Below are 23377 nucleotides of genomic sequence, written 5' to 3'. Positions count from 1 at the left end.
TTCTTATACTAATTAGAAAATAAATATGTCTTATTACCTAATTTTCCATAAAAAAAGGAGAGCCCCTGTTACCAAGGCACTCCCCTTTTAGGAAAACCGGTTTCGCAGACTGGTTACTTTTTTTTGCGCATCATATCGAAATAGGCAACTGGATGATCCACCTTCATGCGCACCCGCTGAAGCGGGTGTCTGGCAGCATCCAGCGCATTTCCTTCTTCGTCAAACAGGTCGCCGACGATCTGCTTGAAAGGTGTGATGTCAGGGCCGAAGAATTCGACTTCCTGTCCGGGCTTGAAGTGATTGCGCTGCTGAATCAGCACCGTTCCCGTCTCCGCATCATAATCCAGCACAAGTCCGGCGAAGTCGTAGGGCGCCGCTTTTTCCTCCGGTTCGTAAATATGGTCCTCATGATCCGGTGTATCATAGAAAAAGCCTGTATTGAGCGGCCGGTTGGCGGCCTTGTTCAGCTCGTCCAGCCATTCCCGCTTCATTTCATAATGCTCGGGATCAGCCATGTAGGCGTCAATCGCCTTGCGGTAGGCATTAACGACCGTCGCCACATAATGGATGGATTTCATGCGCCCTTCGATCTTGAAGCTGTCGATTCCCGCTTCGATCAGATCCGGGATGTTCTCCAGCATGCACAGATCCTTGGCTCCCATGGTAAAAGGGTTGTCCTCCGGTGTATGCAGCGGCAGCTGGCTGACGCCGGGAACAAGCGGTGAAGCCGAACGGAGGGCATGTTCCTCTTCAGAGATCCAATTCTCCTGCCCCCGGGCATCCTCGAACAAATCGTATTTCCAGCGGCAGGACTGGCAGCAGCCCCCGCGATTGGAATCACGGTCCGTAAAGTGATTGGATAGCACGCACCGTCCTGAATAAGAAGAACACATCGCTCCATGAATGAACGCTTCAATTTCGATATCGACATGCTCCTTGATTTCCGCGATTTCCTTCAGGCTCGTCTCCCGGCCCAGCACGACCCGCGGCAGCCCTTCCTCTTTCCAGAAAGAGACCGCCTGCCAGTTGAGCGTGGACTGCTGGGTGCTCAAATGCACCTCAAGCCCAGGCGCCGAACGCAGCGCGATATCCACAATCGCAGGATCTGCGACGATGATGGCCGAAATGCCAGCCTCATGCAGGTTGCGCAAATATTCCTCAATGCCCTCGATATCCTCGTTATGTGCATAAATATTCGTGGCGACAAATACTTTGGCGCCATATTTCTTGGCGAATTCCACGCCTTCACGCATTTCCTCGAAGCTGAAATTGTCCGCGTTCGAACGCAGGCCGTACTTCTGCCCGCCGATATATACTGCATCCGCGCCATAATGCACGGCGAATTTCAATTTTTCCAGATTGCCCGCCGGAGCCAGGAGCTCCGGTTTGTCCAGGCGGTATCGTTTGCCTTTGTATTGCGGCTTGGCCACAGTGCTCATACCTTGTCTCCCCTCCTGTATTTCACGAAGCGTCGCCGCTTCTCTTGGGTAAATTAATAGACCTGTTCTTTGTAAAAGAACCCGAACGACAGCTCGCGCTCCGGGTCCTGCAGGCGGCGGATGTCATCCAGCCATTCTTCACGGAACGCATAAGAATCCGGGTCGGCCGCGTAAGCGTCAATCGCGGCGCGGTAAGCCTTAACCACTGAGGCGTTATAGGCAGGCGCCTTCAGCAGTCCTTCCACCTTGAAGCTGTGCACGCCCGCTCCCATCAGAATATGCAGATCCTCCAGGATACAGATATCGTCGGAGCTCATAATATGCGTGCCGCTCTCGTCTTCATAAATCGGGAACTTCTCGCCCGGGCGCTCCGCCTCAACGAGGAACAAGCCGCGCTCCCGGCCCAGATTGCCGTCCCCCACCGGCCGGTCCTGATGCTTCATATAGCTCTCCACAAGATTACGCTTGGAATGATAAATATTGGTCATGCCGTGAACCTGGACCTGGGCTTCCACATCCAGCTTCGGAATCATATCCGTAATTTCATCCATATTGAGTTCGCGCGCCAGACAGACGCGCGAGGCGCCTTTGCGGCCCCAATAGTTGGCCGTGGCGAAGTTGGTGGACGTCATTTCGGCGTTCCAGTGAAGCTTCAGTCCCGGCGCTTCTCTGCGGGCGACGGTCAGAACCGAAGGATCGCCGAATTCCGCGCCGTCTACTCCCAGCTCCGCAAGGGCCTTCACATAGCCCGGCAGTTCATCCAGCAGCTCGTTCGGCATCAGGCCGGCGAGGCTTGTATAGATTTGGCGGCCGCGGGCGTGAGCCAGCTCCACAGCCTTCGCTGTATCTTCCAGGCTGAAATGGCCGGCAAGCCGCATGCCGAACCGGTCATCGCCGATCAGCAGCGCGTCGGCTCCGGCATCCAGCAGCAAGGCCGCTTCCTCAAGGGAAGCGGCCGTCGCCAGCAGCTCCGGTTTGCTTGTCATGGTGAATCCTCCTGTCAGGCCGCAGGCCGCATCAGGGCGGCCTGCGGTGTTGTTATGCATGGGCGCGGATCATTGTTTTGCTTCCGCTTCGCTCTTTTTGATATTGGCCAAATGCTCTTTATAGGTCTTGGCGAACAGGTGTGTCTTGCTGCCGTCTTTCTTGGTGACATAGAAATAATAATCCGACGCCTCCGGCTCAAGAGCCGCCTTAATGGAAGGCAGTCCCGGGCTGCAGATCGGGCCGGGCGGAAGCCCGGCGTTCCGGTACGTATTATAGGGGCTGTCCACCTCAAGATCCTTGTACAGAAGACGCTCCTTCGGCTTATCCAGCAAATACTGGACAGTCGCGTCGATCTCAAGCTTCTGCTCCTTCTTCAGCCGGTTATAAATAACTCCTGCCACAAGCGGCCGCTCGTTGTCCACTACCACCTCACGCTCCACCAATGAAGCGACAGTGAGCAGCTGATGAAGAGTCAGTCCCCGCTCCTTCAGCTTGTTCTTCCAATCCGGGATGCTGTCCAGCTTCTTCTGCGTCTCCTCCAGCATCTTCTCGATGACCTGCTCCGGCGTGCTATCCTTGACCAGCTCATACGTGCTGGGGAACAGATAACCTTCCAGACGATGCCTGAGATCATTCTCCTGCGGGATGCCGAGCAGCTGCGTCTCCTGCAAGTCCTGGCCGGAATCCATCAATGCCAGAAAAGCCGACGAATCCTTGCCCCAGCTCTGCGCGAGCCTGTCCGCAATCTGCTCGGCCGTATAGCCTTCAGGAATGGTAAAGGCGACCGTCTCCTTCTTCACCACATCTCCGGCGTTCAGCCTTTCGATCAGGGTGTCATAGGTTGCCCCGGGCGCGGCACTGTAAGTACCAGCCATGAACTTCGAGCCTTCGCTCGTCCACTTCAGATATCCCTTAAAAAGGGTGGCATTCTTGATGAGGCCATTCTTCTCCAGAAGATCGGCAATCTCCGAGCTGCCCATCCCTTTTTCAACCGTGAAGGTGACCGCGGGACCCGTAGCGGCCGGCTTCATGCCGTTCCATATATACCAGATTGCTCCTCCGGCTGCGACGATCAGCAGCAGAAGAATAATCAAAGAATTGCGGATGACGGATTTCAATCCACTTCCTCGCTTTCCGACTATAAATATAAAATTCTATCCACTTAAATTCAATAGATATTTTTGCATATTGTTCATTTACGCGCAAAAAGAGCGCGGAATACTCCGCCCCCCCCTGCATGCGCCCCGCCCCGGTATGCGAAACAGCCTCCGGGGCGAGGCTTATATGCTTATACTTCGTCGTCCGGGAAAGTCAGCTCATCGTACAGTTCCGAGATGTCTTCCCATTCGTCGTCGTCGTCAATGCTCTCCAGCTCCGGCAATCCTTCACCAGGTACGATGACCCGCAAAAACTCCGGTTCTCCGTCCCCTTCAGGATTCCGCAGTACCGCGTATCCTTGACCCTGCACTTCGAATTCGGCGATAATCTCGAATACGGAAGCTTTGCCGTTCTCGTCTTCCAGTTCCACGGCGCTGCCGTAGGCCTCTTTCAGCCTGGAGCTCCATATGACCTGGCCGGCGGAATACTCAGTCATTCCCGCTTCCCCCGTCAAGCTCTTCGACCAGCGTGTTGAAAGTCTCTTCAACAATCGCCCACTCCTCGTCATCCTCAATCATGAACAACTGGAGATCGTCGCCGTCTTCTTCATAACGGAATGCGTATACTTCGTCGGCTTCCTCATCTTCGGAATCAAGCGGAACCACCATCATGTATTTGGAATCGGAGCCGTCAACCTCAAATTTCATGATAACCTCGAATTCCTCTTCGTTCCCCTCTTCATCGGGAATATAAATAATTTCCGGTTCCTCTTCCATGCCGATCTGTTCGTTTGCCATGTGTGCGCACCCCTCACCTTTTACTGTTAGGTATCCCGCTGTAACCATACTCGCCAAATTGCCGGCACAAACGCGCAGTCGCTGATATTGTGCCATCTTATGCGAGAACTAATTCCCTCGGGAAGCCTTAGCATCCAAAAAATTTTGCAGAATCAGAACCGCGGCCATTTTGTCCACAATTCCTTTGCGTTTCTTGCGGCTGACATCGCCCTCGATCAACACCCGCTCTGCGGATACTGTCGTCAGGCGCTCATCCCAAAGGTGTACGGGCATCTTAAGCGTCTCCCTCAGCTGGTTGGCGAATTCGATGCATATCTCGCCCCGCTGTCCCACCGTTCCGTTCATGTTCTTCGGCAGACCGACCACGATCTCGGACACTTCGTTCTCTTCGATAAGTCGGCGAATTTCCTCGATCTCACCGCCATCACGCCGGCGTTCAATGGTCTTCAGTCCCTGGGCTGTCCAGCCGAAGGCATCGCTTACGGCAGCCCCGATCCGCCGGTCGCCGTAGTCCAGTCCCAGCTTCCTCATTTGATCCTTTCCGCCGGCTGATTGGCAAGATAGAACCGGACCAGTTCTTCAATCAGCTCGTCACGTTCTTTCCTCCGGACCAAACTTCTCGCATTGTTGTGGCGAGGAATGTAAGCCGGGTCACCGGAAAGAAGATAGCCTACAATCTGGTTGATCGGATTATACTCCTTCTCCACCAGGGCATCGTACACGGTAAGCAGGATCTCGCGGGGAGAGGCCTCCTTCTCGTCGCCCTTCACATTGAATTTGACCGTTTTGTCCATGGAGTCCATCTGTGACACCTTCCTTCTGCAAAATCCCCCCAGCAGACAGCCCTGCCATCAGCTGCTGCTGTAGCCAGCTTGCTGCTCCCATCATAACATATTCAGGCCCCGCCTAGGAAATTTTGCCGATGTAATAACGCTTTTTTTGGCATTTCGTCTACAAAAATATAGATTTTTTTGGTAGTTACGCTATTGCAAACGTTTAACAGGCGTGAATTGTAAACGGCCAAGCCCAGCTTAACGGAATGCAGGACCGCTACCCGCTGCTACTTCGAATTAAACTGCTTCTTCGGGTCAAGATACCACTGCCGGTTCAATCGATCCCCGCAAGTGGCCCGGCGAGAGACAGTTGTAGATTTGCCTGACAACCGTTTAGACTTAGAATGTCAGAAACGGCGAGGTAAATCTATGAATAAAGGAGTTGGGCAACACACATGGAAACCGAGCAGGAACTCAGCATCAGTCAAGTCGCGGAGCGCACCGGCATAAGCGCACATTCCCTGCGCTTTTACGAGCGGGAAGGCTTAATGCTATCCCCCCGCATATCGCGGGACGGCGGCGGACGGCGACGGTACAAGCAGGCCGATGTCGAATGGCTCGGCCTCTGCATCAAATTCCGCGCATCCGGAATGCCCATCGCCCAGATCAGGCGGTATGCAGAACTTGTCCGCCAGGGAATGGGCAATGAACAGGAGAGGCTTGCCATCCTCCGTGAGCACCAGCAGCGGACTGTCTCACAAATCGCCCAATTGAACGACTGTCTCGAACTGATCAGCCGAAAGGTCGATACCTATGAGCAGCATCTCAGTGCAGGAACCGCGCAGCAGCTCTGGAGTGTGGAAACCACTTGACTTAGAGTGTTCTCTAAGTTGTACAGTTAAATCTCCAACATACCAAGAGGAGATGAACCAGCATGGAAGAGCAGAACGGTTCAATAACACCGCAGCATAAGCTCGGCTCCGGCTTCGGTTACCGCAGCACCGCGGATGAAGTCTTGAGCGGCATTGATCTCACAGGACGTCTGGCCCTCGTAACCGGCGGCTACTCCGGCCTGGGTCTGGAGACTACACGGGCCCTTGTCCGCGCCGGGGCACAAGTGATCGTGCCGGCACGCCGCCCGGCTCTCGCCGAGGAAGCGCTCGCCGGCCTGAGCGGCGTCACGGTCGAGGAGCTTGATCTCTCGGACCTTGCAAGTATTCACACATTCGCAGACCGTTTCCTCGATAAAGGCCGAAGCATCGACATCGCCATCCTGAACGCAGCCATTATGGCTAATCCCGAGACCAGGGTCGGCCCAGGCTGGGAGAGCCAGTTCGCCACCAATCACCTTGGGCATTTCGCACTGGTCAACCTGCTGTGGCCGGCGCTGGCCGCAGGCGAAGGGGCGCGTGTCGTGGCCTTGTCCTCGGTTGGGCACCATTCGTCACCGATTCGCTGGGACGACATCCATTTCACACAGCCGCAGTCCTATCACAAATTCCTGGCTTACGGCCAGTCCAAGACGGCCATCAGTCTGTTCGCCGTCGAGCTTGACCGGCGCGGGAAGAAGCACGGCGTAAGAGCATTCTCGGTGCATCCCGGCGGCATTATGACACCGCTGCAGCGCCATATGCCGAAGGAGGAAATGATTGAAAGAGGCTGGCTCGACGAGACCGGTGAAGTCGTCAATCCTCTCTTCAAGACACCGGAGCAAGGGGCCTCCACCCAGGTATGGGTGGCAACCTCCCCACAGCTGAACGGCATGGGCGGCGTCTATTGCGAGGACTGCGATATCGCGGAAATCTCGGTGGACGAGAACAACCGTACGGGAGTCAAAGCTTATGCCATTGATCCCGAGCAGGCGGTCCGCCTATGGGCGCTTTCCGCCGAGCTTACCGGTGTTGACCGCATTCCGTCCGCCTAAGGACGGTGGAGCTTCTAGGCGACCTGTCTGTGATTCATCCGCTTTACGGTCCGCATTCCTAAACGCTCACTCCTTCCGGTTTCCGGTGAAATAGCTCCGCCCCTGGATGGAGGCGAAGCTAAGGAAGCCTGGAATTAGCTGAAAGCAAACGAGAAGATCTTGCTCCATTTTCCATTATCTTATAGTACTGCTACAGGCAGAATGTTAGTCCATTACCTTGAAAAAGACGGGCAGCGGGATATTCGAGGTCTCTCTCGATACGATCCCGCTGCCCATTTATTTTATGCGCTTCTGCCCTCAGCCCCGTATCCTCGGGGCCGTTTTCCGGTGCACAAGAACAACCGGCAATTTCCGCCTGTTAAGCCTGCGCTGCTACAAGCTCTTCCGCCTTGGCCAGCGCCTCGGCAAGCTTCGAAGCGTCCTTGCCGCCAGCCTGTGCCATATCCGGACGGCCGCCGCCGCCGCCTCCGCATACTGCGGCGACTTCCTTCACCAGCTTGCCGGCGTGATAGCCCTGCTTCACCAGCGCCTGCGGCACGGCCACGACGAAGTTCACCTTGTCGTCCGCCGCTGCGCCCAGCACGATGACAGCCGTCGGGAGCTTCACCTTGAGCTCGTCGGCCATGGAACGCAGCGCGTCCATTCCTCCGGCCTGGACGGCCGCAGTCAGCACCTGCACCCCGCTGCCGACCGTCTTCACGCTGCTGGTCAATTCGGCAGCCGCTGCGGCGCTGAGCTTCGACTGGAGCGATTCATTCTCGCGGCCAAGCTCGCGTACCCGTGCATCCAGAGCTTCGATGCGCTTCGGCACATCATGCAGCGAGGACTTCAGCAGCGCGGCTGCCTGCTTCAGCACATCAAGCTGGCCTTCCGTGAACTGGTAGGCGTAGCGTCCGGTCACCGCCTCGATGCGGCGAACGCCGGAGCCGATGCCGCTCTCGCTCACCAGCTTGAAGATGCCGATCTGCGCGGTGTTCCGCACATGGCAGCCGCCGCACAGCTCCAGGCTGTAGTCACCGACCTGGACGACGCGGACGATGTCGCCATACTTCTCGCCGAAGAGCGCCATAGCGCCCATCGCTCTGGCTTCATCGATCGGCTTGTTCTCGATCACGACATCAAGTGCACGCCAGATTTGCTCGTTGACCTTGCGCTCGATCTCTGTCAGCTCTTCCGGCGTAATGGCGCCGAAATGGGAGAAGTCAAAGCGCAGGCGTGCGCCTTCCACAAGCGATCCCGCCTGGTTGACATGTCCGCCGAGCACTTCCTTCAGCGCCTTGTGCAGCAGATGCGTCGAGGTGTGGTTCTTGACGATGTCCTCGCGCTCCGCCTGATCCACTTCGGCGCGAACCGTATCGCCAACCCGAAGCTCTCCGGCTTCCACCGTTACGATGTGGACATGCTGTCCGCGCGGCGCCTTGAACAGCCCGTTCACTCTGGCTACGGCGGAACCGCCTGTCAGCACGCCGCGGTCGCTGACCTGGCCGCCGCTCTCGGCATAGAACGGAGTCGAATCCAGGATGACCTGGGCTTCCTGTCCTTCACCCGCAACCTCAACCATTTCATCGCCAACGAGAATCGCGGCGATCTTCGATTCGGTTACGAGGTCATTATAACCAACAAACTCGCTTTTAACCGTAAGCTCGGACAGGGCCCCGCCCTGGACCTTCATGCTGCCGCTGTCGTGGCGGGCCGCTCTCGCGCGGTCGCGCTGCTCCTGCATGGATACGTCGAAGCCCTCGCGGTCCACTTTAAGCCCCTGCTCGGCGGCATAATCCTCGGTCAGATCGAATGGGAAGCCGTAGGTATCGTACAGCTTGAACGCATCGGCGCCGCTGATTGTATCCAGCCCTTCCGATTTCGCCCGTTCGCTGATTTCGCCCAGAATAGCCAGACCGTCGGACAGCGTCTCGTGGAAACGCTCCTCTTCGGTGCGGATAATTTTGGCGATATACTCGCGGTTCTCCACAACAGTCGGATAGTACACACCCATGACATCGCCAACAACCGTTGTCAGCTCGTACAGGAACGGACGGTCAAGACCAAGCGTCTTGCCGTAGCGAACCGCGCGGCGCAGCAGGCGGCGGATAATATAGCCGCGTCCTTCATTGGACGGCAGCACGCCGTCGCCAACCGCGAATGTAACCGTCCGGATATGGTCGGCGATTACCTTCAGCGCAACATCCTGCTCCAGGTTCTCCTTGTAAGTTACGCCGGCCAGTTTGGCAGTCGTCTGAATGATCGGCTGGAACAGGTCGGTGTCGAAGTTCGAATCCACATCCTGCAGAATGGAAGAGAACCGCTCCAGACCAGCGCCGGTATCGATGTTCTTGTTCGGAAGCGGTGTGTAACTGCCGTCCTTATTATGGTTGAACTGGGAGAAGACGAGGTTCCAGACTTCGAGATAACGCTCGTTCTCGCCGCCGGGATACATTTCCGGATCGGACATGTCGCTGCCATAGGCTTCGCCGCGGTCATAGAAGATTTCCGTACAAGGTCCGCAAGGGCCTTCGCCGATATCCCAGAAATTGTCCTCCAGCTTGATGATGCGCTCTGCCGGGATGCCGATTTTTTCATTCCACAGCTTGAATGCTTCCTCATCTTCCGGATAGACCGTAACGGACAGCCGCTCCGGGTCGAAGCCGATCCATTCCTTGCCCGTCAGAAACTCCCAGGCCCAGGTAACCGCTTCTTCCTTGAAATAATCGCCGATGGAGAAGTTGCCCAGCATTTCAAAAAACGTATGGTGGCGGCGTGTCTTGCCCACATTCTCGATATCGTTCGTGCGGATACACTTCTGCGAATTCGCAATGCGCGGATTTTCCGGCTTCACGCGTCCGTCAAAATACTGTTTCAGCGGAGCCATCCCGGCATTGATCCACAGAAGGGAGGGATCGTTATGGGGAACGAGCGATGCGCTGGGCTCGATTTTATGGCCTTTGGAGGCGAAGAACTCCAGCCATTTGGAACGGATTTCACTTGCTTTCATATCAATTAACAGCTCCCATCGATAAAATGAACAACGAAAAACGCCCCTGAATGAATTCAGGGACGATTGATCTCGCGGTACCACCCTGGTTATCGCCTTGACGCTCCGGGAACCTGATTGCAGTCATAAGAACCGATCAGATGCTCACCGCGCGCCGCCTTGCAGGCGATCGCCTTGTTGCGGCCGTTAACGGGGCCGTCCGGCAGGCTTGTACACCTGCACTCCGAAAGCAGCTTTCCGCCGGCCATTCTTCCGGATTCTCGCAGCGCCCGGCGAATAATCTCCGGGGAATCCGTTCTCTGGTGAAGGGTGGTAATCGGCGTACTTCATTTCATCAGCGTATTATCCGCTATACAATTCACAGTTTAACATCCCAATTATAGCCACGCCCGAAGACTCTGTCAATCCGCGCTGCCAGCGGACTGAGTCCCGCTGAGGGCAGCCGGTAAAGACTACAGCACGGCCGACGATCCCCCGTCGATATTCATCGCGGTTCCCGTCACATAAGAGGCAGCCTCGGATACCAGGAATCCGATCACATTCGCCGCTTCCCGGGCTTCGCCGATACGTCCCAGCGGAATGTTATGCCGGGGATCGGCGGAGAATTCCTCCCAGCTTAATTGCGGAGCCGCCTGCTTCCACTTCTGCTCGATCTGGTTGCTGCGGATCAGCCCGATGCACACCGCATTGACGCGAATGTTCGCTCCCGCCAAGTCCCGGCTCATCGCCTTGGTCAGCGCCAGCCCTGCCGCCCGGCTGACGGATGTCGGCAGCGACGACTCGGACGGGGCCTTGCCCTTCACCGCCGTTACGTTAACAATCGCACCCCCGCCCGCCTCCCGCATATGCGGAATAGCAGCCCGCGAGCAGTGCACCGCTGCCAGCAGCTTCAAATCAAGATCGGCGTCCCAGGAAGCTCCGTCCACTTCCTCAAAAGGCTTGGCTGCGGATGTTCCCGCATTGTTAACCAGAATATCGAGTCCGCCAAAATGTCCCGCCGCCTTCTCTACCGCCCCGCGTGCGCCTTCCTCCGTCGAGATATCGGCCTGCACGACCAGCGGCTCCTTGCCCGTCGCTTCCGCAATGCGCCGGGCTGCTTCCTGAAGCGGTTCAAGCGTCCGGGCTATGATCGCCACATCCGCTCCTTCTCCGGCCAGCAGCAGTGCCGTTGCCAGTCCGATTCCTTTGCTTCCCCCGGTGATTACCGCCTTTTTCCCCTTCAAGCCCAAATCCATTTGCAATGATCCTCCCCCGTCGGCTGGCTGTCCAACCGCAAATTATGCTGCTATGGGTTATTATACAAGGTGAGCGGTTGATCTCCTAACACCATCTCTGTACGCAGTGACTACAAATGAATATGGAGCGGGCTTGTTGTAAAATCAATTTACTTTTACCGTGACAATGAGTATAATAGTAAACTGTTCGGCTCAATTTATTGTATGCCGGATTTTCAACGAGACGTGGCTCAGCTTGGTAGAGCGCTTGCTTCGGGAGCAAGAGGTCGCAGGTTCAAATCCTGTCGTCTCGACCATACAAAATTACTACAACCCTTGAGAAATCAAGGGTTTTTTTGTATTAGAAAGATTAACATCGCTTCAGCTGATCAGATGCTTGTTTAATTGGTGTCAAAAAAACACAATAAAAGCCAGCTTTTCTGGCTTCTATTGTGCTTCCGGCGGTTCGGTGGACGCTCGATTATTCCGGTTTATCCGGTTGGCAATGCCATATCAGTCTACGCCCCTGCAGGGGAAGCGGCACTCAGATGCTCCTTGATTCATGACAAGTGTGCCTCGCTCAGTCTGCAATCAGGTCGGTAACATCCCTTCTCATGCTGAGCGGCGTATCCTGTGTCGGCTGGCCCAGGCGGACCAGTAGCTGGATCGTTTCACCGCCCGGAGCATACTCCTGATGAATCCGGGTATACGGCGCCTTCATCTCAGGATACTCCTCCAGCACCTGGCTCAGCGGCTGCATGACCAGTCCCTGCCCATGTCCGGCGAGAATGAGCCGGCTGTAGAGCATGCCCGCTTTGACCTGGCTTGTGCGGCTGTTGTCCTTGCTGAGAATCAGTGCATACGCCGGAGTATGTTCGGCAGCCGTCCGGGTCGCATCAACGGCGAGCTTCGTCGAAGCTTCCTCATTATTAAAAGAGGGGAAGATCGTAATGAGGCCTTGCAGCAGATGCTTTTTCACGCCCGTGGTTCCTTGCCCCTCAAACGAAAAGCCATATCGGTATTTGTTCTTCTGGCTCTCATTTGAACGGAAAATATTTGCTGATTCATCATTCATGCGCTTAAGTCCGGTTTCGATGTCTGTACCCTCTATACCGTATTCGCCCAGCTTCTTGATGTCCGCCGAGTCATCCATAAAGGTTAACTTCAGAGCCTCATCCGTATTAGTCTGCTCAAGACGCTGACGCTGCTCCGCAGTCAACGGGTCGGGCTTATAGGCCATCCGGTTCGTATCCGGCAAGAACATATAATCAAACAACGGATTAGCCGCAGGCTGTACCTTTGACAGCGTTATTTCCGCTACAGGCTTCTGGTCCATACTCTCGCCAAGTTTCTGCTCATCATATTCCCCTTCCGGAAAAAGCCTGATCGTCGCCTGATAGCCCAACTGTTCTCCGGCAACCCTCACATATTCCAGAAAGGTGCCCTGGGAAACCATGGTTTGCCGCGCCACCGGATCGGATGCCAACGCGAGGCGTGTATTGTCCGTGTACAAAGAGAACTTAAGTGGATTTTGCTTGTCGAGACGAATCTTCCAGGGCTGCATATTGTGTCCGTTAGGAGCAAGCAAGCCATAGGCTGCCAACTTCACTCTCGGATCTTCGAATTGGTCAGTGTAATCACGTTTCCAGGGGTCCAGGTACTTGGCTTTCTTAAATACGCCGCTCGCCGTGAATACCGCTCCAGCAAGCAGGATGAGCACAATAATAACCGATGATAGTATAATCATAGATATTTTGGCGCCCTTACTCATGGCCCCTCCTTTTATACTTCTACTTTTATGAGTCCTTTTCTGGAATTCGGATCAACGTAAGGAGTCTCTGATGCTTGAGGCAGCAGAATTTCATCCTCGAACGGCGCCTTATAGGTCGCATTTTCAAATGGATAAGTCGGCAGGGTTAGGGTCCGCCCGCTTGGAACTGACAGTCCTGCCGGATCAAACGGCACGCCCAGCACATACAGCTCTGCCATTGCCCGCAGTAAATTCTCCACAGGGTCATGCTCTAGCTGCATGCAGACGGTATGCACTCCTCGGATGCTCTCCCGGATGCTCTCAAGGGATATACTGTCCCGGCGGCGAAGGCTGCCGCAGTACAGCAGCGTATCGCCCGTTTCCAATGAATGTTCATAGTCTGCAAGCACCAGACTGTTCACCATGGACTCTGCGATCAGCGGCCAAAGACCATCCATGGACTGCTGATCAATGGTCCCTGAAGGAATGACCACCGCACACTTCACAATCCCTTCCGGAATAGGCGAAGAATCTCTTGCCGGCTTCCGTCCGTCCTGAATGAACAGAACCGCCTGGCGCAGCGTAATTCGTCCCGTAAGCATCAGGGCTGCGAGAATGCCGGCCCCTTCGGCCAGTATAGCCGAAGGACGGATGCCGGCATCGAGAAGCAGCCTGCCAAGCGCGTACTGGCTGGCCAGGCATTCGATCTGCCCACTTGCTCCACCCGCTGCCTCCATGACCTCCCGGTAAGCCAGGCCGAAGCCAGGGAACCGTGCGCTGACAGCATCCAATTCCTGGCCGTTCAAGGCTTTTCCGCCGTCAAGCACCCATTGGACCGGAGTCGTTCTGTTCGGATTAGCCCGGCCTCTGAGGATCTCGGCCAAGCTCCCGCCGTCTTCGACAGCCGAGAGAATGCCAGCCAGGTGCTCCCTGGAGGTTACGACAGCCGCTGCCTTAACCGGCAATTCCTTCTGCGAACGGTTCATCGCGCGGCAGACGGCAGCAGCGCTAACTTCTTGATTATCCGCAAGATAGGCCCGGAGCCGGCCGGCAACCTGTCTAAGTCCAGGTTCGCTTCTGCCCGTAAGCAGCAGAAGCTGCGGGGCAGGCTGCAGCGAATCAGGGAGAACAACCGCCTCCGGCGGCGCCTGCTCCAGAATGACGTGGGCATTGGTTCCGCCAAATCCGAAGGCATTCACGCTGGCCCGCAGCGGGGCTTCTCCGGCGGCTTCCCACTGCCGGGGATGCTTATCGACGACATAAAAAGGTGAACGCTCGAAATCAATATTAGGATTGGGCTGCTCGTAATTTACCGTATGCGGAAGTATCTGATGCTTCAGAGACAGCACCACTTTGATCAGACTGGTCACCCCTGCGGCAGATAACATATGTCCGACAGAAGATTTTACGGAGCCGATGCCGCAAAACTGCTTCTTGTCCGTAAAGCTGTTGAACGCCTGTGTCATGCCTTCAATCTCAATCGGATCTCCCAGCGGTGTGGCTGTGCCATGTGTCTCGATATAGGATATCGTCTCAGGATGAATGCCGGTCCGCACAAACGCTTCGCGGATCACCTCAGCCTGCCCCTGTGGCCGGGGCGCAGTGATCCCCTGGGAACGCCCGTCATTGTTGACCGCCGAGCCCTTGATTACCGCATGGATATGATCGCCATCCCGCAGTGCGGCATGTAGCGGCTTCAGGAGCACCGCGCCTGCCCCTTCCCCCAGAACCATTCCGTTCGCCCGCTGGTCAAACGGATAGCACTCGCCTGTTGGAGACAGGGCGGTTACCCGGCTCAGAGACACGAACGGCGTAGGGCTAAGGTTCAGATTCACCCCTCCGGCAAGCGCCATCTCCGACTGTCCGGTCCGCAGACTCTCGCAGGCCATATGGATGGCCACCAGGGAAGAAGAGCAGGCGGAATTCACGATCAGGCTCGGCCCGCTCAGGTTAAGGCAATGGCTGACCCGCGCGGCCACTTCATTCAGGCCGTTCCCTGCAACAACATCGGCAACCAGCCGTGCAGGCTCCAGCACACCGGAGATTCGGGCGAGAATCTCCTGCCGCTCAGCAGGCTGCATCCCGCTGAAGGCCGGACTGTCCAGCAGTCGCTCCTTAATCAGCATAAAGGAACGGTAATTTGCGAAATGCTCCATGTAAGTGTTCTGCTCACAGCCTGCGAACACCCCTATTTTGCGGGTGCGGTATTTCCCGCCGTATCCTGCCTGCTGCAAGGCCTCCCAGCAAATCTGCAGGAAAATTCTTTGCTGTGGATCTGTAGACTCCGCTTCCTTGGGCGACATGCCGAAGAACAGCGGATCAAAATCATACGGGGCGTCGATGAACCCGCCCTTGCCGATGTAGGAGGTGTGAAGCACGCCTGTATCCGCGTTCACGTGCTTGTCATCCGACCATCTGCCGGGAGCCACTTCACGGATGGCGCTTCTGCCGCTGTACAGCAGCTCCCAGTATTCCTCCAGGCTGTTCGCCCCCGGTATGCGCAGACCCATGCCGATAATGGCGATGTCCTGCCGCTCTTCCGGGCCGGGTTCGGCAGCTGCGCCTCCTGTTTCCAGAGTTGTAGCGGCATAAGCCGCTGATTCCTGAGTCAACTGCTCCGCAATATGCGAGGCCAGGGCTTCCGGCGTCTGATATTCAAAAATCAGAGTCGGGTAAAGCTCTGTATCCAGCTTGCCGCCAATATCGGCAACCACCCGCGTCGCTCCAACCGAATCCAGACCCAGCTCCATGAAATTCATGCCCGTATCCAGATGGCGGATGGATATCCGCAATTCCTCGCTGATGGCCTGATAGACAATATCTCTGATTTCTCTCGCGGAGCGATGGACGAACGGTCGTTCCGCCACCCGCGCAGGCTCCTGCTGTCTGGGAGGAAGTGCGGAATATTCCTTTTGCGCCTTCGGCTCCACCAGATCGAGCACATGAACAATATCAGACCCGGCAGAGGACAAGGCTCTCAGAAAAGCAGCCGCTGCTGCTTCATGGGCAAGCGGCTGCAAGCCTTGTCCCTTAAGGGTGAGCTCAACCAGCTTGCCGAAATCCGTTCCGGCCCCCGTATCCTTCCAGAGGGAATAATTAATAGACAAGGAACGCCCAGGCGCATTGTCCCCTCCCCGGTAATTGCAGTAGCCGTTCAAGAACGCGTTCGCCGCGGCATAATCCCCAAGTCCGGATGCCCAGGCTTTGCGGGAAGCCGAGATAGAGGACAAGGCCGCAAAAAATCGCAGCGGCTCCTGCCGGGTGACGAGATCCGCAATAATCGTGCCTTGCCACTTGGGAGCCAGCACCTGTTCAATCTCGTCCTGGCTGCGGGTTAGCAGTTTATGCGGAGCATATTCCATCTGGCCTGCCGCATGAATAACACCATGCAGCGGTCCATAGACATCATGAATACGGGCCAGCAATTCCTCCATTTGCGCACGGCTGGTGACATCCACTGCCATATACATCACTTGCGCCCCCAGCTTCTCCAGCTCTAGAAGAAGCTCGGGGTTAGTTGGAACAGGCTTGCGGCCGGTAATCACCAGATTGATCTGCGCCTGCCGGGCAAGCGCTTCGACGATCCGGCTTCCGACAAGCCCCGTGCCGCCGGTAATCAGGTAGGTCTCGCCGCTGCGTGGCTCAAACACTTCCCCGGCAGCTTGCTCCGGCATCCGTTCCAGGCTCCGCGAATACGCGATACCGCTGCGAATCGCGGCGACGGATTCCCCATCTGCCCTCAGCAGCAGGGCAGCGTGCAGGGCAGCGGCAAATTCCTGGCCTGAAACATAGTCCTCCTTGTTCATATCCAGCACCGAGACATGAATCCCTTCGTGCTCCAAATCAATGACCTGACCCACTGCAGCCGCTGCCGCTTGAGCCGGATGACCTGCTTCCAGATCCCCCTCCAGCCTGAACGCCTTATTCGTCACAATGACTAGTTGCACATCGCTCAGTCCCTGTCGCACCAGCGCCTGGCCGAGGAAGTAAAGGCTCCATATTCCATCGTTCACCGCCCGGATGTCCGTTAAAAGCTCTGGGTTCCCAAGCTTCTCCCGCGCGTAGTTGGACAAATGAATTATTGTGGAGACAGCACCCGGCAACTGCCGCAGCATGGCGCTATAATCTTCCTCCGAGTCCATCCGTATGGTAAAGCTTTGATCCCCGTCATAATGCGGTTCGTTGCCGAAGCTTACATAAAAGACAGGATTGCGCTCAGTGTCGAGCATGCTCTCCAGTTCCCTGCCAAACTCTGTATCCCCCTTCCACACCAGCACCGCGCCGGCTGCAAGGCTGTCGACTTCCGCAAGCGGTTCAGGTCTCCATTTCCATTCATAGAGCCACTTTCTTGCATTTACAGCAGAGTCTGAGCCGGAGACATCTCCGAAATCGGGCTTGAAGACTGTATGTTCAAAAGGATAGACCGGCAGCGGTACTTTACGGAAAAGACCGCCCTGCTCCACAGCCGCCCAGTCCAGCCTGGCGCCAAGGCAATGCAGTTGGCCGAGCAGGCCAAGCCAGGTGTCCCACGGGTCCTTTTTGCGGCTAAGGGCATGAAGCACCTGAGGTTTGCCCGGATGCCGCAGCCCTCCCGCCATCCCGGCGAGGATGGCGTCGGGTCCGCATTCAATCAGAACCGAGACCTCCTGATCCAGCGCGTAAGCAAGGCTCTGTTCAAAGCGGACGGCCTCCAGGATATGGCGCATCCAGTATTCCGGCGCAGGCGGGCCTTCGATCACTTCGGCAGTGACATTGGAGATCACCGGAATCAGCGGCGCATGGAATACAGTGGCCTCCAGTTCCTTCCTGAACGCCTCCAGCATCGGGGTCATCAGCGGAGTATGGAAGGCCTGGGACACATTCAGCCGTTTGGCCCCGACCCCCTTTGTCTGGAGTACGGAGAGGAATTCCTCGACCGCCTCGCTGCTGCCGGAGACCACCTGATGCGTAACGTTGTATCCGGCAACCCAAAGGGAACCGGCATAAGCTTGCAGCAGTTCTTCCAACTCGCTGCCTGAGGTGAATATGGCAGCCATAGCTCCGGCAGCCGAAAGCCCGCTCATGAGTCTGCCTCTTGCGGCGACCAGTCTCGCCGCATCGGCAAGACTGACGATGCCCGCAAGGCATGCGGCTGCCCATTCTCCGATGCTGTGCCCCAGCATATAAGCAGGCTGGATGCCCGCATCCAGCAGCAAGCGTCCAAAGGCATAATCCAGTGTAAAGACAGCCGGTTGGGTAAGCTGCGTCTGGGCAAGCCGTCCGTCATCGGCCTCCCCGCCATAGATGAGGTCCGTCAGCTTCAGATTCAGATAAGGCTCAAACGCTGCGGAGCAGGACTCTACATTTTTCCGGAAAGCGGGAAGTCCTTCGTACAGCGCTCTACCCATGCCCGCATATTGCGAGCCTTGTCCGGTGAACATCAGAGCAATTGCGGGTGAATGAGAAACCGGTGCAGCAGCCGGGACTCCGGTTTGCAGCTTTCTGATGAGATCCTGAACCGAATCTGCCACGGTATAGAAGCGATGCGGCAATGCGGTTCGCGCAGAATTCTCGGTGTAGCAGACATCTGCCAGCGGATAGTCCCCGTGCTGCTCCAGAAATGCCGCAAGCTCCAGCATCTTCTGCAGCAGTGCCGGCTCAGTCTGCGCGGATAGCCCGATTACATGCTTGGCACGCACCGGCCACTCCGTTTCACTTGCCGAGGCCCGTGCGGGCGCTTCTTCAACCACCATGTGGCTGTTGGTGCCACCGAAGCCAAAGGAATTGATCGCCGCTCTTCTGGCCTTTCCTTCGGACACCGCCCACTCCTGGGCTGCGGCAAGGAGATAGAACGGCGTCTTCTCAAATTTCAGCATCGGGTTCGGAGCGGAGACATTGATCTGCGGCGGCATGATCTTGTTCTGCAGCGCCATCACCACTTTGATGAAGCCTGCAATGCCCGCAGCTCCCAATAGATGGCCAATATTGGATTTGACCGATCCAATGGCAACTGATTGCCGCAGCAGCCCCCAGCGCTTGAAGGCACTGTCCAGTGCTCTAACTTCGCTCGGATCGCCGATTTTGGTACCTGTTCCGTGAGCCTCCACATACTGCACATCCGCCGGACTGAGATTATGCCTGATGTACAGTGATTCGATCAGCTCCCTTTGCCCGTCCGGATTCGGAGCCATTACGCCGATGGAATGCCCGTCATTGTTGATACTGCTGGCCTTCAGCACCGCCAGCACCGGATCGCCGTCTCTTTGCGCCTGCTCCAGCGGTTTCAGCATCACCAGCCCGGCACCCTCGCCCGGAACGAAGCCGTCCGCATCAGCCGCGAACACGCAGCTGCGTCCAGTGGGAGACAAGGCTTCGGCGCTGCTGAAGTATTGATAGGAGGTCGGCGTCAGCATAAGATGAATGCCGCCGGCAATGGCGGATTCGCATTCTCCCCTGCGGATGGAGGCTGCGGCCAGATGCAGCGTGACCAGTGATGAGGAGCAGGCGGTGTCTACCGCCATGCTTGGTCCTTTGAAGTTGAATTCCTGAGAGGTCCGCGCCGGAATCATATTGACTATATTATCCACCAGAAGGTTTGGATGGGTTCCCGTAACCCCCAGCTTCCGCTTCCATTCTTCCATAATGCGCTCCTGCTGCACACTGGTCAGCGTAGAGAAGCTGTCAAAGCTCTGCAGGTTCATTCGGTTCAAGGTATTCAGGTGATATTCGAAATAGGAATTGCCGCCCGCCCCGACAAACAGCCCGACTTCCCTGCCATTCATCTGCTGCCGCGAATATCCGGCCCGTTCGATCAGTTCGTATACCAGCTCCATCACGATCCGCTGCTGCGGGTCCATCACCGCCGCTTCATCCTCGGAGATGCCGAACAGAGCGGCGTCAAAGCCATAAGGGTTATCAAGGAACCCGCCATTGCGGCAGTAGGTTTTGCCGAATTCCGGAGTGGGGCTGTAATAATCGTCAATATTCCAGCGGTCCCGCGGCACTTCACCGATGGAATCCTTCCCCTGCAGCAGGTTGTTCCAGAACTCCTCCGGACTTGAAGCACCCGGGAAGCGGCAGGCCATCGCAATCACAGCAATATCTGCATCGCCGCTGCCTGTTCCCTGAACGGCAGCGGATTGCCGATCCCCGGCAGAGAGCGGATTGCCGCCCATATTCACCCTGCGGGCCACATAGCTGTCCATCTCCTCAATGGTGCGGCATTTGATCAGCAGATCATGGGTCAATTCAATCCGCAGTTCGTCCTCCAAAGCGCCCAGAATCTGTATCGCCTTGAGCGAGGTCCCGCCCATGGACATGAAGGATTGGTTATACGGAATCGCTTCAGGCGGACGGCCCAGCACTTCAGCCCAGATAGCGCGAATTTTGTCCAGAAAGGCTCCGGGAGCCGCCACAGAGGACGGCGCTGGCAGCGACTGTGCCGGTATAGAGTCGGCAACCTTAGTCTCCTCTGCGAAATACGCGGCGGAATACGACTTATCCTGAAACTCTCCCTTTCTGAAAGCCTCTACAAGAACGAACCGCTGCACTTTGCCGCTTGTCGTCTTGGGAATGGAGCGGATTAGAGACACATAGTCTACAGCGATGCCGAAGACCTCGTTGACATGACGGAGTATTTTGGCGTAGAACGGCTTAACCTCTTGCTCCTGCAGCCGTACCGTTGAGAAGAGCCCGACTCTCTCTTGTCCTTCCTGTTCATCATGCCAGCCGCACACGGCAATTTTGCCCGGCTCGACCCCATCCAGCTCCTCCATTACCGCTTCAATATCATGCGCGAAGAAATTCTGGCCGTTGACAAAGATAATGTCCTTAATTCTTCCGATTACCGATAAGCGCCCGTTCAGAACAACGCCGGTGTCGCCGGTCTTCAGCCATCCGTCCTGATAGGACCGCATGGTAGCCTCCGGATTATTGATATAGCCCGAAGTTACATTGCGGCCGCGAATCTGAATTTCTCCTAACGTTCCTTGGGGAACAACTGTACCGGAAGCGTCGTCCACGATCCGGATCTCCATGCCCGTCACAGGGTGGCCCTCATCGGCTATTAATGAGGCACATCTGTCGTTCTCGTCGATGGCCTCAATCCGCGATTCACCGACCAGCCGCTCGCGGTTGACGGAATGGACCAGCGGCTCTTCGCCAGGCCGGGGGAAGCTGACCGCCAGGCAGGCCTCTGCCATTCCGTATACAGGATACATCGCACTGCGTTTTAGCCCGCTATGCGCGAATTTGTCCATGAACTCCCGCATTGTCTTGACCGATATAGGCTCGGCACCGTTATAGAGAAGCCGGATCGAGCTTAGATCCCAGGATTTCAGCTGCTCTTCCTTCACTCTGCTGCTGACAAGCCGAAGCCCGAAATTCGGGCAGCCGGTGAAGGTAATCCGGTGCTTGTCGATCATATCCAGCCATAGGGTCGGCCTTTTTACAAATTTCATCGGCGTCATATTGAACTGGTTAATCCCGCAGGCCAGCGTGGACAGATGGAAGCCGATCAGTCCCATATCGTGGTGATACGGCATCCAGCCAAGGGAACGGTCATCTTCCAACATTCCTGAGCTGGTGATTATCGATTCAATGTTGGTTAGCAGGTTATCATGGGTTAGAATGGTTCCTTTCGGCACACTTGTGCTCCCGGAGCTGAATTGAATCATCGCCGGAGTATGCGCCCCGGCCAGCATAAGGGTCCCGGACCGTCCGGCTGTATCCAGCTTTGCGGCTTCCAGAATGCGCAGGCCGCTGATTCCCAGCGTTGTCTCCATCTCAGCCCTTGCCTCTGCGAGGCTGTGGTCCGAGATGATCATCGGCCGCTCCAGCACCTCCCATATCGCCTGCAGCTTGCTGAGGGAGGTATTGATGACCTTCGAAGAGGCAGGATAGGAGGCCGGTACGGGGATAATTCCGCCCAGGATGCAGGCCCAGAACGTAAGAACGAATTCCCGGCTGTCCTCCAGCAAAATAAGTGCATACTGGCCCGGTGCAAAGCCTTGCTCCTGCAGGCCGCCCAGACGGCAGGTTGCGCCTTCAAGGAGGGCCAGATAGGAGAGAAAGAACTCTGAATTGTCATTTTGCAGGAAGGTAATGCCCCGGTCTTTATTGCCGGACACGTGAACCAGCACATTTGCCAGATTCTCCATTTCCGTAAATCTGCCAGTGATATTTTCGCCCTTCAGGATAGAAAGCTTGGTTTCTGGTTTCTTCCGTTTGGAACTGCTCACAATATTTCCTCCTTCGTTACCCTTACTTTCGATCCTTTTCTTGTCATTGCCGCATGAGCAAGGAACAGGCAGAACAGAAGCATACATACGGTGAATAAATGCTGATTCCCCCATGCATTCATGACTACTGTGGATAAAAACGGACCCGCCGCTGATCCAAAGCCATAAAATGTGGTAAACAAAGCGTTCCCGGAGGATCTCTCCTCTGGCGTCAGTTCCTGGACCGTAAGCGCCATCGCCAAAGGGTACAGGGGGCCGATGATGAACCCGGAAGCAAAAGAGAACAGCAGTCTTAAAGGCATGCTGCCGGAAGTCACAATGCCCAGAAGAGTAAAGATCGAGATAACTACACATAAGATCAGGCATTTCTTGCATCCGATCCGGTCAGCCAGATAGGTGACCGGCAGCAAGCCGAGGAGGCTGCCGACAGCAAAGATGCTTAATCCATAACCCGTCTGGGCAACGGCAACATGCTCACGGATCAGATACAGAGGATATAAGGACACGACAATCGTTTCGCCGAACCCGTAGACAAAAGCGCCGAACAGCGGCTGGCTGATTTTGGACAGCACCTTTTTCCCCGCACGCCCGGGAATGATCAATTTACCCGGCAGTTTAAAATAGATAACGGCTGAAGCAAGCGCCAGACAGAAGCAGCTGAACGCAAACGGCAGCCAGGGCACCTGGTCATAAACCATAGGCGCAAGTGCAGAGCTGGCAATCATCCCTAGCGCAAAACACAGGCTGTACAATCCGCTGACCATACCCAGACTTTTCTCACCCGTGAGATTGTGGAGCGCCGTCTGAAGTCCCATCATGTTGCAGCTGATGCCTATACCCATTAGTGACATCAGCAACAGCCAAATCACATTAACGGTGAACAGCGGGAAGAGCGCCGAGCAGACCGCCGTAAGCAGCAGGCCTGACGTAATGACCTTCTTCATGTCGGTACCTCTCATCGTTCTGTCAGCAACCATGGAACCGATCGCCATGAAGAAAAAATAGGAGGATGAGATCACCCCTATCCATATTTCTTCTCCATGATTCGCTGTCATGTGCGTGGTGGAGAGCGGATTAATGACACCAACGGAGATGCCTACCAAAAGGGCGATACCGTAAATAACGGCTTTCCCGCCTCCAAAGAGGTCATTTCGCTTCCCTGCCTTGTGCGTCTTTTGTTCCATCACG

At 56.0% G+C, this 23377-nt stretch carries 15 protein-coding genes and 1 tRNA gene; 3 read left to right on the top strand and 13 right to left on the bottom strand.

What is annotated here, in order from left to right:
* Window positions 1-113 precede the first annotated feature (113 nt).
* The 7 genes from KIH86_RS14835 to KIH86_RS14805 form a co-directional block, all read right to left on the bottom strand.
* A complete protein-coding gene (locus KIH86_RS14835) occupies window positions 114-1439 on the bottom strand; it encodes a peptidase U32 family protein (protein WP_223085225.1) in 1326 nt (441 codons plus the stop codon).
* Between the two features lie 53 nt (window positions 1440-1492).
* Complete coding sequence (locus KIH86_RS14830; protein WP_223085227.1) at window positions 1493-2425, bottom strand: peptidase U32 family protein; 933 nt, start codon at window positions 2423-2425, stop codon at window positions 1493-1495.
* A gap of 69 nt (window positions 2426-2494) precedes the next feature.
* Entirely contained in the window at window positions 2495-3520 is a 1026-nt protein-coding gene (mltG, locus tag KIH86_RS14825) for an endolytic transglycosylase MltG (RefSeq protein WP_407672280.1), read from the bottom strand.
* 194 nt (window positions 3521-3714) lie between these two features.
* Window positions 3715-4020 carry a DUF1292 domain-containing protein gene (locus tag KIH86_RS14820; RefSeq protein ID WP_223085235.1) on the bottom strand — a complete coding sequence of 102 codons (306 nt, stop codon included), beginning with the start codon at window positions 4018-4020 and terminating at the stop codon, window positions 3715-3717.
* Window positions 4013-4321 carry a DUF1292 domain-containing protein gene (locus KIH86_RS14815; RefSeq protein ID WP_223085237.1) on the bottom strand — a complete coding sequence of 103 codons (309 nt, stop codon included), beginning with the start codon at window positions 4319-4321 and terminating at the stop codon, window positions 4013-4015. Before KIH86_RS14815 ends, KIH86_RS14820 begins: the two co-directional genes overlap by 8 nt.
* 108 nt (window positions 4322-4429) lie before the next feature.
* Window positions 4430-4852 (bottom strand): Holliday junction resolvase RuvX, encoded by a 423-nt coding sequence (gene ruvX / locus KIH86_RS14810; protein WP_223085246.1) that lies wholly within the window; start codon window positions 4850-4852, stop codon window positions 4430-4432.
* Window positions 4849-5124, bottom strand: coding sequence for an IreB family regulatory phosphoprotein (locus tag KIH86_RS14805; RefSeq protein ID WP_038694608.1), 276 nt, complete (start codon window positions 5122-5124; stop codon window positions 4849-4851). The genes ruvX and KIH86_RS14805 overlap by 4 nt, the downstream gene beginning before the upstream one ends.
* A gap of 425 nt (window positions 5125-5549) precedes the next feature.
* Between KIH86_RS14805 and KIH86_RS14800 the strand changes: the two genes are divergently transcribed.
* Together KIH86_RS14800 and KIH86_RS14795 are read left to right on the top strand one after the other, a co-directional pair.
* Window positions 5550-5966, top strand: a complete 417-nt coding sequence (locus KIH86_RS14800) for a MerR family transcriptional regulator (protein ID WP_223085247.1) — start codon at window positions 5550-5552, stop codon at window positions 5964-5966.
* 62 nt (window positions 5967-6028) lie between these two features.
* A complete protein-coding gene (locus KIH86_RS14795; RefSeq protein ID WP_223085249.1) occupies window positions 6029-7018 on the top strand; it encodes an SDR family NAD(P)-dependent oxidoreductase in 990 nt (329 codons plus the stop codon).
* A 358-nt stretch (window positions 7019-7376) separates the two neighbouring features.
* Here KIH86_RS14795 and alaS read toward each other — a convergent pair whose 3' ends face one another.
* The 3 genes from alaS to KIH86_RS14780 all read right to left on the bottom strand — a co-directional run bounded on the left by alaS (window position 7377) and on the right by KIH86_RS14780 (window position 11242).
* Complete coding sequence (gene alaS / locus KIH86_RS14790; RefSeq protein WP_223085251.1) at window positions 7377-10007, bottom strand: alanine--tRNA ligase; 2631 nt, start codon at window positions 10005-10007, stop codon at window positions 7377-7379.
* A gap of 89 nt (window positions 10008-10096) precedes the next feature.
* Complete coding sequence (locus tag KIH86_RS14785) at window positions 10097-10255, bottom strand: hypothetical protein (protein ID WP_223085253.1); 159 nt, start codon at window positions 10253-10255, stop codon at window positions 10097-10099.
* 204 nt (window positions 10256-10459) lie between these two features.
* Window positions 10460-11242 carry an SDR family NAD(P)-dependent oxidoreductase gene (locus KIH86_RS14780; RefSeq protein WP_223085255.1) on the bottom strand — a complete coding sequence of 261 codons (783 nt, stop codon included), beginning with the start codon at window positions 11240-11242 and terminating at the stop codon, window positions 10460-10462.
* 219 nt (window positions 11243-11461) lie between these two features.
* Between KIH86_RS14780 and KIH86_RS14775 the strand changes: the two genes are divergently transcribed.
* A tRNA-Pro gene (locus KIH86_RS14775) sits at window positions 11462-11538 on the top strand.
* Window positions 11539-11801: 263 nt separating this feature from the next.
* Here KIH86_RS14775 and KIH86_RS14770 read toward each other — a convergent pair.
* Genes KIH86_RS14770 through KIH86_RS14760 form a run of 3 tightly spaced genes read right to left on the bottom strand, consistent with a single transcriptional unit; the run spans window position 11802 to window position 23373 of the window.
* Window positions 11802-12992 (bottom strand): Acg family FMN-binding oxidoreductase, encoded by a 1191-nt coding sequence (locus KIH86_RS14770; protein WP_223085257.1) that lies wholly within the window; start codon window positions 12990-12992, stop codon window positions 11802-11804.
* Window positions 12993-13003: 11 nt separating this feature from the next.
* Window positions 13004-22189 carry a type I polyketide synthase gene (locus KIH86_RS14765; protein ID WP_223085259.1) on the bottom strand — a complete coding sequence of 3062 codons (9186 nt, stop codon included), beginning with the start codon at window positions 22187-22189 and terminating at the stop codon, window positions 13004-13006.
* Window positions 22186-23373, bottom strand: coding sequence for an MFS transporter (locus KIH86_RS14760; RefSeq protein ID WP_223085261.1), 1188 nt, complete (start codon window positions 23371-23373; stop codon window positions 22186-22188). Before KIH86_RS14760 ends, KIH86_RS14765 begins: the two co-directional genes overlap by 4 nt.
* Window positions 23374-23377: the final 4 nt, after the last annotated feature.

This window comes from Paenibacillus sinensis (genome assembly GCF_019904155.1).
GTDB lineage: Bacteria > Bacillota > Bacilli > Paenibacillales > Paenibacillaceae > Paenibacillus_AQ > Paenibacillus_AQ sinensis.
Note: the sequence above shows the minus strand (reverse complement) of the source record. Positions and strands in the feature narration are given on the sequence as shown.

Coding starts and splice junctions, on each gene's coding strand:
- KIH86_RS14835 (WP_223085225.1), bottom strand. CDS start 1,439: ATGAGCACTGTGGCCAAGCCGCAATACAAAGGCAAACGATACCGCCTG.
- KIH86_RS14830 (WP_223085227.1), bottom strand. CDS start 2,425: ATGACAAGCAAACCGGAGCTGCTGGCGACGGCCGCTTCCCTTGAGGAA.
- KIH86_RS14820 (WP_223085235.1), bottom strand. CDS start 4,020: ATGACTGAGTATTCCGCCGGCCAGGTCATATGGAGCTCCAGGCTGAAA.
- KIH86_RS14815 (WP_223085237.1), bottom strand. CDS start 4,321: ATGGCAAACGAACAGATCGGCATGGAAGAGGAACCGGAAATTATTTAT.
- ruvX (WP_223085246.1), bottom strand. CDS start 4,852: ATGAGGAAGCTGGGACTGGACTACGGCGACCGGCGGATCGGGGCTGCC.
- KIH86_RS14805 (WP_038694608.1), bottom strand. CDS start 5,124: ATGGACTCCATGGACAAAACGGTCAAATTCAATGTGAAGGGCGACGAG.
- KIH86_RS14800 (WP_223085247.1), top strand. CDS start 5,550: ATGGAAACCGAGCAGGAACTCAGCATCAGTCAAGTCGCGGAGCGCACC.
- KIH86_RS14795 (WP_223085249.1), top strand. CDS start 6,029: ATGGAAGAGCAGAACGGTTCAATAACACCGCAGCATAAGCTCGGCTCC.
- alaS (WP_223085251.1), bottom strand. CDS start 10,007: ATGAAAGCAAGTGAAATCCGTTCCAAATGGCTGGAGTTCTTCGCCTCC.
- KIH86_RS14785 (WP_223085253.1), bottom strand. CDS start 10,255: ATGGCCGGCGGAAAGCTGCTTTCGGAGTGCAGGTGTACAAGCCTGCCG.
- KIH86_RS14780 (WP_223085255.1), bottom strand. CDS start 11,242: ATGGATTTGGGCTTGAAGGGGAAAAAGGCGGTAATCACCGGGGGAAGC.
- KIH86_RS14770 (WP_223085257.1), bottom strand. CDS start 12,992: ATGAGTAAGGGCGCCAAAATATCTATGATTATACTATCATCGGTTATT.
- KIH86_RS14760 (WP_223085261.1), bottom strand. CDS start 23,373: ATGGAACAAAAGACGCACAAGGCAGGGAAGCGAAATGACCTCTTTGGA.